Below are 7,846 nucleotides of genomic sequence, written 5' to 3' on the forward strand. Positions count from 1 at the left end.
GTCGCCAATGCGGGCGGAGCCTACCGCGCCTGCGAAGCCAGGGGGTCGCCGGGCGCAGCCCGTGGCTGCACAATGGCGTCAGCGCAACCAAAGACACGGGCGACGGGAACGATTTCCATGGATGACGCGAAGCAGCCGCCGACCGAGGACACGCGCACCGCCCGCGTGACGGGGGAAGAAGCGCTGGCGATGCATGCCGAGGGCCGGCCCGGCAAGCTCGAGATCCGGCTGACCAAGCCGCTGATCACCGCGCGCGACCTGTCGCTCGCCTATTCGCCGGGTGTTGCGGAACCCTGCATCCACATCCATCGCGATCCGAAGCTCGCCTACGACTACACGGCGAAGGGGAATTTCGTCGCCGTCATCTCGAACGGCACGGCGGTGCTCGGTCTCGGCAATCTCGGCGCGCTGGCATCCAAGCCGGTGATGGAAGGCAAGGCGGCGCTGTTCAAGCGCTTCGCCGATGTCGATTCGATCGACCTCTGCGTCGATACCGAGGATGTGGACGCCTTCGTCAATTCGGTGCGCTACCTCGGCCCGTCCTTCGGGGGCATCAACCTCGAGGATATCAAGGCGCCGGAATGCTTCGTCATCGAGCAGCGCCTGCGCGAGCTGATGGACATCCCGGTCTTCCATGACGACCAGCACGGCACCGCCATCGTCGCCGCCGCCGGGCTGATCAACGCCATCCACCTGACCGGCCGCGACATCCGGACGACGCGGCTGGTGATCAACGGCGCCGGCGCGGCGTCGATCGCCTGCGCCGAGCTGGTCAAGGCGATGGGCATGCGGCCCGAGAACGTCATCCTGTGCGATACCAAGGGCGTCATCTATCGCGGCCGCACGGAAGGCATGAACCAGTGGAAGTCGGCGCATGCGGTGAATACCGATGCGCGGACGCTGTCGCAGGCCCTGGACGGCGCCGACGTGTTCTTCGGCCTGTCGGTGAAGGGTGCGCTGACGCCCGACATGCTGCGCGCCATGGCGCCGAAGCCGATCCTGTTCGCGATGGCCAATCCCGACCCGGAGATCACGCCGGATGAGGCGCGCGCCGCCCGGCCGGACTGCATCATCGCGACCGGCCGCTCGGACTACCCCAACCAGGTCAACAACGTCCTCGGCTTCCCCTTCATCTTCCGCGGCGCGCTCGACGTGCGGGCGTCCACCATCAACGACGCGATGAAGATCGCCGCGGCCGAATCGCTGGCGATGCTGGCGCGGGAGGACGTGCCCGAGGAAGTGGCCGGCGCCGGTGCGGGCAAGGCGCTGCGCTTCGGCCCCGAATACATCATCCCCAACGCCTTCGATCCGAGGCTGATCTCCCGCGTGTCGCCGGCCGTCGCCAGGGCGGCGATGGAATCCGGCGTGGCGCGCAAGCCGTTGATCGACCTGCAGCGGTATTCGCGCGACCTCGCCAACCGGCTGGATGCGACGGTCGGCGCGCTGGAGGCGATCGCCGAATCCGTCCGCCAGAACCCCAAGCGCGTGGTCTTCGCCGAAGGCGAGGAGGAGAAGGTGATCCGCGCCGCCATCGCCTTCCGCAACGCCGGCTACGGCACGCCCGTGCTGGTGGGGCGCGAGGAACGGATCAACGCGGTCGCCGCCGCACTCGGCATCCCGATGCCCGACGGCATCGAGATCCACAATGCGCGGCTGTCCGATTCCAACCGGCGCTATGCGGAATTCCTCTACGCCAAGCGCCAACGCGAAGGCTTCCTGCTGCGCGACTGCCAGCGCCTGGTGAACCAGGACCGCAATGTCTTCGGCGCCTGCATGGTGGCGACCGGGGATGCGGATGCCATCGTGACCGGATCGACGCGGTCCTATTCCGTCGCTCTCGAAGGCATCGGCATGGCGATCGACCCGATCCCCGGGCGCGTCGTCTTCGGCGTGTCGGTCATCGTCTCCCGCCGCGCGGGCACGGTGCTGGTCGCCGACACCGCCATCCATGAACGCCCGGATGCCGAGACGCTGGCCGGCATCGCGCGCGGCTCGGCGGCGGCAGCGCGGCGGCTCGGGCTGGAACCGCGCGTGGCCTTCCTGTCCTTCTCGACCTTCGGCGACCCGCGCGGGACCATCCCGGGGTCCATCCGCGACGCAGTGAAGCTGCTGACCGAACGCGGCGCCGATTTCGAGTTCGACGGGGAGATGTCGGCCGATGTCGCGCTCGATCCCGGCCTTCGGGCGTCGCTCTATCCCTTCTGCCGCCTGACCGGGCCGGCCAATGTGCTGATCATGCCGGGGCTGCATGCCGCGCACATCCTGACGCGGTCGGTGCCGCGGCTGACCAGTTCGACGGTGATCGGGCCGCTGCTGACCGGCCTGTCGCATTCGGCGCAGATCGTGCCGATGCAGGCGGGGGTGAACCAGATGCTCGACGTCGCCTGCCTGGCCGCCCATGCCAGCATGCAGAAGTGACCGCCCCGGCCGAGGTCCTGACCATCGGCTATGAGGGCACGACGCCGGACGGGCTGATCGCCGCCCTGAAGGCGTCGGGCGTGCGCGTGCTGGTGGATGTCCGCGCCCTGGCGAACAGCCGCAAGCCGGGCTTCGCCAAGGGGGCGCTGTCGGCATCGCTGGAAGCGGCGGGGATCGGCTACCTGCATCTGCGCGCCCTCGGCACCCCGGCCGAGGGGCGCGCGGCGGTGCGATCGGGCCGGCCGGCCGAGATGCGGCGCATCTTCGCGAAGCACCTCGCGGGGACCGAGGCGCAGGCGGCGCTCGCCAACCTGTCCGACCTGGCGCGGCAGCAGCGTGTCTGCCTGTTGTGCCTGGAGGCCGATCCGCGGCACTGCCACCGGGCCCTGGTGGCCGAGGCGGTCGGGCTGCCGGTCACGCATCTCAGCCCCGGTATCCCTATCGGCCACGGCAGCTCCCGGCCGCCCGGAAGCACCTGATCCGGCGCAGCGACGCGGCTGGGCGACAGCGTGACGGCGTGGTCGTGAGCGACGGCAAGCGCGGGCGGCTTCGCCTGTCCAGTCTCGCGCCGGAAGCTATGGCGCCGCCGACGAACCCGGCGGCGGCGCAGCGTCCGGACCGCCAGGTCTGGCCGCTCCGGGCGCGAAGATACCTGTGGCGCGCTCCTGCAACGGATTCGACACCGCGGTGCCGGGCGGGGCGCCCGGAGGTGCGAAAAGGCCGATCCCGCGGCCCGGTGCGGGAGCAGACACGCCGCTGCCGGCCTGGGCCGCCCCGGGCGCGAAGATGCCCGTCGCGCGGTCCTGCATCGGTGACGCCGGCGCGCCATCGGGTGGTGGCGCGTTCGCGCCGGGCATCTCGTTCATGCGGAGAGGCCCGCTCGGGCCCGGCGAAACGCTTGCGCCAGGGGGCGCAGCCTGGCTGGACGATCCTGTCTGGCCGGACGACCCGCCCTGGCTGGGCGACGCTGTCTGGCCGGATTGGCTGCTGAACGGGCGGCGCAGGGGGTCCTGGGCCCCGGCATCGCTCGGGGCGAGGACCGCTGCCGCAGCCAACAGGATCAGCCAGCGACGTGGATCGGGCATGGCAGGTTCCGGACGGTGGGGAACAAAGGGCTGCGCCGCAGACCCGGCCGGGCCGGCGACGGCGGCGCCGGACGGGCCTTGCCTACTGGCGCGGCGCGGCCGGCTGGGCCGGTGCCGCGCCCGGCCCCGTCATCCGTTCGCCCTGCCGCGCGGTCCATTCGCCGGCGCCCTGCATCTGCTGCCCGGTCCAGCGCATGGCGCGGCCAAGCGCCGAGCCGGTTTCCTCCGCCGCGCGGTCCAGCGCCTGGCCGGTCTGGTCCGCCGCGCGGTCGATGGCAGCGCCGCTGCGCTCGGCAAAGCCGGGCTGGCGCGCCGCGGCGGCATCGTTGGGCGGTGTGGCGGCGGGGGCGGGTTCGGCCGGGCGCGGCACGGGGGGTGGCAGGCTGCCGGCCGGCTGTTGCTGCGCCGAGACCGGCGCGGCGGACAGGGCCAGGATGGTGGCGGCAAGGACGAAGCGCATCGGTGGCTCCGGGCTTGAGGTGGTGAGCGGCGTATCCTGGATCGGCGCCATGTCGACACCGGGGCGGCGTGGTCAGCTTCCGAAGGCCCAGTGGCCGGCGCGGCGCAGCCGCTCCCCGGTCCAGCCCGCGGCGCGTTCCAGCGCCGATCCGGTGCGCCGGGCGCCGCGCTCGATCGCCTCACCGGTGCGTTTCGCGCCGCGTTCGACGGCACGCCCGCCGCGCTGCACCGCCCCTTCGGACGCCGCAGCCGGCAGGGCGGTGGTGGAGGCCAGCAGAGCCAGGATCCAGGCGCGCCGTGTCATGGCCTGAATCTTGGCCCGCCGGCGCGGCCGGTCAAGGCCGGTGTCGATGGCCCGGGGTCAGGCGACGCGACGGCGGCGGCGCGTCGCGCCGGCAAGGCCGACCAGCCCGGCGCCGAGCAGCGCCAGCGTCCCGGGCTCGGGCACCGCTGTGGGGGCGCCACGGGGCGACGTATCGACCACCAGATTGTCAAAGTTGATGCCGCCATCTGCGGCAACGGAAAGGACGATCGAGGTCACGTTCGTCATCCCGACCTGCACGACGCCCGGCGCGGTCCCGGCCGCCACCGCGAAGGTGCTGCCGTCACTGCCCAGGAAGGACGCGTCGTCGTAGGCGTCCATCAGTTCGAAGGAAACCAGGCTGAAGAGCGCACCGCCGAAGGTGATGATCAGGTCGGTGTTGCCCGGATTGGCACCGCCGTCATGAAAGGACATGTAATTGTCGCCGTCGGAGTGACTGCCGGTCACGGTGAAGGTGAAGCCGCTCTCGGCAAAGAGCACCTCATAGTTGATGCCGGTGAAGGTGATGGTGATGGGCGCCGCCTCGGCCCGCTCCACCGGCATCCCGAACGCCATCGCGAGTGCAAGCCCAGCCCCGGCCAACGTCTTCGACAAACCCCGCATCGCCACCTGCTCCCTGTTCCGGCGCGCCAGCGCCCCAGGGGACGCGACCACGATCGGCTCAAATGCAAGCCTCGGGCCGCAAAATTTTCGAAAGTGACTTCAATATCTTAGTCTTTAGACGGTCCGCTACGTGCGTGGTGCTGTAAGGAATCCCGACGCCTGTCGCGGGGGTTTCACGCGTCCAGCCGAATGCCCAGTTCCCGGATCAGCGGCCGCCACAGCGCATTCTCGGCGGCGACGAAGCGGTCGAACTCGGCGGGCGCCCAGCCGGTGGTCTGGATGCCCAGCGCCCTGGTGCGCGCCTGCACCTCATCCGAGGCCATGGCGCGGATCAGTTCCGCATTCATCCGCGCGACCATCTCGGCCGGGACCGCCTTCGGCGCGCTGATCCCCTGCCAGCCGAAGGCGACGGCATCGGCGCCAAGCTCACGCATCGTCGGCACGGTGGGGGCCTCGGCGGTGCGGGTCTCGGTCAGCACGGCGAGCGCGCGCACCCGCCCGTCGCGGATGAAGGGCAGGCCGGTCGCGGTGTCGATCATCACCAGGTCCACATTACCCGCCAGCAGGTCCTGCATCGCCGCCTGGCCACCGCGATAGGGCACGTGCTCCGCCGCCAGGCCCGAGCGCCGCTTGACCAGTTCCATGGCGAGGTGATGCGGGGATGCCACCGCCGGGCTGCCATAGGTCGGCGCCCGGCTGCGGCTCGCCGCGACCAGCGCCGCGAAATCCCCCCAGCGCGCCTCCGCCCGGCAGACGATGTACAGCGGGAACCGGCCGATGAAGCCGACCCCGGCGAAATCCCGGTCGGGGTCATAGGGCAGCCGGGCATAGAGCGCCGGGTTGTAGACCAGGATGCCATTGTCCACGTGCAGCCAGGTCAGGCCGTCGGGCGCGGCGCGGGCGGCGGTTTCGCTCGCCAGCACCGCACCGCCGCCGGGCCGGTTCTCGACCACGATGTTCTGGCCAAGGCGCGGGCCGATCTGCCCGGCCACCAGCCGGGCGAAGACATCCGACGGGCCACCTGCCGGATAGCCGACGATCAGCCGCAGCGGGCGGTCCGGCCAGGCCGGCTGAGCCTGCGCCGCCCCCGCCGCCATGGCGATCCCGGTTACGATCGCTCCCCGCCGTCCGATCATGTCCCACGCCTTCCCTGTGCCTGAGCGCGGCAATCTGACGCCGCGCCCGGACGGCGCCAAGGGGGCGCGCCATCACCGCACCGCCGCCCTTTTCCCGCCCGCCCGAGCCGCTAGATGAGCCCCGCGCCGTCCCGGCGCCGCTCCTGAAGGTTCCAGCCCCGCCCCATGCCTGCCGCCCTGTTCCTCGTCCTTGGCCAGATCGGTGATCCCGCCTTCCGCCGCCCGCTGCTGCTCGGCGTGCTCGGCGCCGCCCTCGCGCTCGCCTTGCTGGGCTGGGGGGCGGTCGAGGCCGCCGCCTGGGTCGCCGCCGGCGAGGCATCCTGGCTGTCCTGGCTGGCGCAGGCCGCCGGCGGGGCGGCCGGGCTGCTGCTGGCCTGGTGGCTGTTCCTGCCGGTGGCGGCGGCGATCGCCTCCCAGCTTGTCGAGCCGGTGGCGGCGGCGGTGGAACGCCGGCACTACCCCGGCCTGCCGCCGCCGCGCGGCGCCTCGGTCGCGGTGCAGGTCACCTTCGGGCTGCGCTTCGGGCTGCGGCTGTTGCTGATCCAGATCCTGCTGCTGCCGCTGCTGTTCGTTCCGGTGGTGGGCTTCGCTCTCGCCCTGCTGGTGTCCGCCCATGCGCTCGGCGCGGGGATGGTGCAGCAGACGGCGCTGTTGCGCATGGACATGGCCGGGGCGCGCGCGGCCTGGCGGCGAAACCGGCTGTCGGGCTGGGTTCTGGGGCTGCTGCTGGCGCTGATGGCGCTGGTCCCGCTTCTCAACCTGCTGGTGCCTGTGCTGGGCACCGCTGCCGCCGTGCACCTGTTGCATCGATCAACAGGTCCTGAGTTACGCGAATCCTGGGGATAAGCCGGGCGGTGGCGTTGTGGCCGCCGAAGGGCGCGTGCTAGCCCCGGTGGCTTCACGTCTGCTTTTAGAAATCGAGGGAGTCTGCGATGTCGCTGTTCCGCCGCAAGGACGAGCCCACCACTGGCGCCACCGGGGGCGAAACCGCACCCACGACGATCCCGGCGGCGCGCGATCCTGAACTGGGCGTGCCGCCCTTCCGCCCCGCCGCCGGGGCGACGCCGGTCAGCACCGGCGCGACCGCCACCGGCCCGATGGCGCCGAGGCCGAACTCGCCGCCGGCCACCGCCGGCGTGGCGCGCCCTGCCGCGGCCGCCGCCACCGCCACGCGCGCGACCACCCCGCGCCCCGAGACGGTCGAGCGCCGCACCCTCGTGGTCGGCAAGGGCATCAGCCTGCAGGGCACGGTGACCGAGGCCGAGAAGCTGATCATCGAAGGCACCATGGAAAGCCAGCTGCTGCAGGCGCAGGAACTGGTCATTCCGCATTCCGGTGTCTTCAAGGGCGAGGTCCAGGTCGAGGATGCCGAGATCGCCGGCGTGTTCGACGGCAGCCTGACCGTCAATGGCAGCCTGGTCATCCGCGCCACCGGCCGCGTGATCGGCGTCGCCCGGTCGCGCCGCCTGACGGTCGAGGATGGTGGCCAGCTCTCCGGCAAGATGGAGATGATCACCGAGGCCGCCCCGCCGGCGCCGGCCGCGCGCATGACCCCGGCGCCGCGCAGCACCGAGCCCGCCGACGCCTGATCCCCGGCGGCCCGGAGGTTTCGCCCTCCGGGCCGGTGGGCCCTGTCCCCCGGCCTCCGACACCGCTCCGATCCGCCCCGCGGATCGGCAGGGACGCATTATGCCTGCCACGCCCGGCCCGTTGCCCGCCTTGTCGCTGCTGCCGCTGCTCGCGATCGGCTGCGCGGCGGATGGCGGGGACGAAGCGGCAGCCCTGATGCAGCACGCCCTCGCCTCCACTCGCGCGAGCCTCGC

At 72.0% G+C, this 7,846-nt stretch carries 8 protein-coding genes; 4 read left to right on the forward strand and 4 right to left on the reverse strand.

What is annotated here, in order from left to right; all coding sequences use genetic code 11:
• Positions 1-117: 117 nt before the first annotated feature.
• Together AC2YHJ_RS15210 and AC2YHJ_RS15215 are read left to right on the forward strand one after the other, a co-directional pair.
• Complete coding sequence (locus AC2YHJ_RS15210) at positions 118-2,418, forward strand: NADP-dependent malic enzyme (RefSeq protein ID WP_487396926.1); 2,301 nt, start codon at positions 118-120, stop codon at positions 2,416-2,418.
• Entirely contained in the window at positions 2,415-2,897 is a 483-nt protein-coding gene (locus tag AC2YHJ_RS15215; protein WP_487396927.1) for a DUF488 domain-containing protein, read from the forward strand. The genes AC2YHJ_RS15210 and AC2YHJ_RS15215 overlap by 4 nt, the downstream gene beginning before the upstream one ends.
• 688 nt (positions 2,898-3,585) lie before the next feature.
• Here the strand turns inward: AC2YHJ_RS15215 and AC2YHJ_RS15220 are convergent.
• The 4 genes from AC2YHJ_RS15220 to AC2YHJ_RS15235 all read right to left on the reverse strand — a co-directional run bounded on the left by AC2YHJ_RS15220 (position 3,586) and on the right by AC2YHJ_RS15235 (position 6,023).
• Positions 3,586-3,963: a hypothetical protein gene (locus tag AC2YHJ_RS15220; protein ID WP_487396928.1), complete on the reverse strand. Its 378-nt coding sequence runs from the start codon at positions 3,961-3,963 to the stop codon at positions 3,586-3,588.
• A 72-nt stretch (positions 3,964-4,035) separates the two neighbouring features.
• On the reverse strand, positions 4,036-4,266 hold the full coding sequence (locus tag AC2YHJ_RS15225; RefSeq protein WP_487396929.1) for a hypothetical protein: 231 nt from the start codon (positions 4,264-4,266) through the stop codon (positions 4,036-4,038).
• 57 nt (positions 4,267-4,323) lie between these two features.
• On the reverse strand, positions 4,324-4,887 hold the full coding sequence (locus AC2YHJ_RS15230; protein WP_487396930.1) for a PEP-CTERM sorting domain-containing protein: 564 nt from the start codon (positions 4,885-4,887) through the stop codon (positions 4,324-4,326).
• Positions 4,888-5,060: 173 nt separating this feature from the next.
• Positions 5,061-6,023: a Bug family tripartite tricarboxylate transporter substrate binding protein gene (locus tag AC2YHJ_RS15235; RefSeq protein ID WP_487396931.1), complete on the reverse strand. Its 963-nt coding sequence runs from the start codon at positions 6,021-6,023 to the stop codon at positions 5,061-5,063.
• A 165-nt stretch (positions 6,024-6,188) separates the two neighbouring features.
• Here AC2YHJ_RS15235 and AC2YHJ_RS15240 point away from each other — a divergent pair, with 165 nt between their 5' ends.
• A complete protein-coding gene (locus AC2YHJ_RS15240) occupies positions 6,189-6,869 on the forward strand; it encodes an EI24 domain-containing protein (protein WP_487396932.1) in 681 nt (226 codons plus the stop codon).
• Positions 6,870-6,955: 86 nt separating this feature from the next.
• On the forward strand, positions 6,956-7,612 hold the full coding sequence (locus AC2YHJ_RS15245) for a bactofilin family protein (protein WP_487396933.1): 657 nt from the start codon (positions 6,956-6,958) through the stop codon (positions 7,610-7,612).
• The last annotated feature ends 234 nt before the right edge of the window (positions 7,613-7,846 follow it).

This window comes from Roseomonas sp. SRI_022, from assembly GCF_057586215.1.

Excerpts from the sequence above, each read along its gene's own strand:
- AC2YHJ_RS15210 (WP_487396926.1), top strand. The coding sequence starts at position 118 with ATGGATGACGCGAAGCAGCCGCCGACCGAGGACACGCGCACCGCCCGC.
- AC2YHJ_RS15220 (WP_487396928.1), bottom strand. The coding sequence starts at position 3,963 with ATGCGCTTCGTCCTTGCCGCCACCATCCTGGCCCTGTCCGCCGCGCCG.
- AC2YHJ_RS15225 (WP_487396929.1), bottom strand. The coding sequence starts at position 4,266 with ATGACACGGCGCGCCTGGATCCTGGCTCTGCTGGCCTCCACCACCGCC.
- AC2YHJ_RS15230 (WP_487396930.1), bottom strand. The coding sequence starts at position 4,887 with ATGCGGGGTTTGTCGAAGACGTTGGCCGGGGCTGGGCTTGCACTCGCG.
- AC2YHJ_RS15235 (WP_487396931.1), bottom strand. The coding sequence starts at position 6,023 with ATGATCGGACGGCGGGGAGCGATCGTAACCGGGATCGCCATGGCGGCG.
- AC2YHJ_RS15240 (WP_487396932.1), top strand. The coding sequence starts at position 6,189 with ATGCCTGCCGCCCTGTTCCTCGTCCTTGGCCAGATCGGTGATCCCGCC.
- AC2YHJ_RS15245 (WP_487396933.1), top strand. The coding sequence starts at position 6,956 with ATGTCGCTGTTCCGCCGCAAGGACGAGCCCACCACTGGCGCCACCGGG.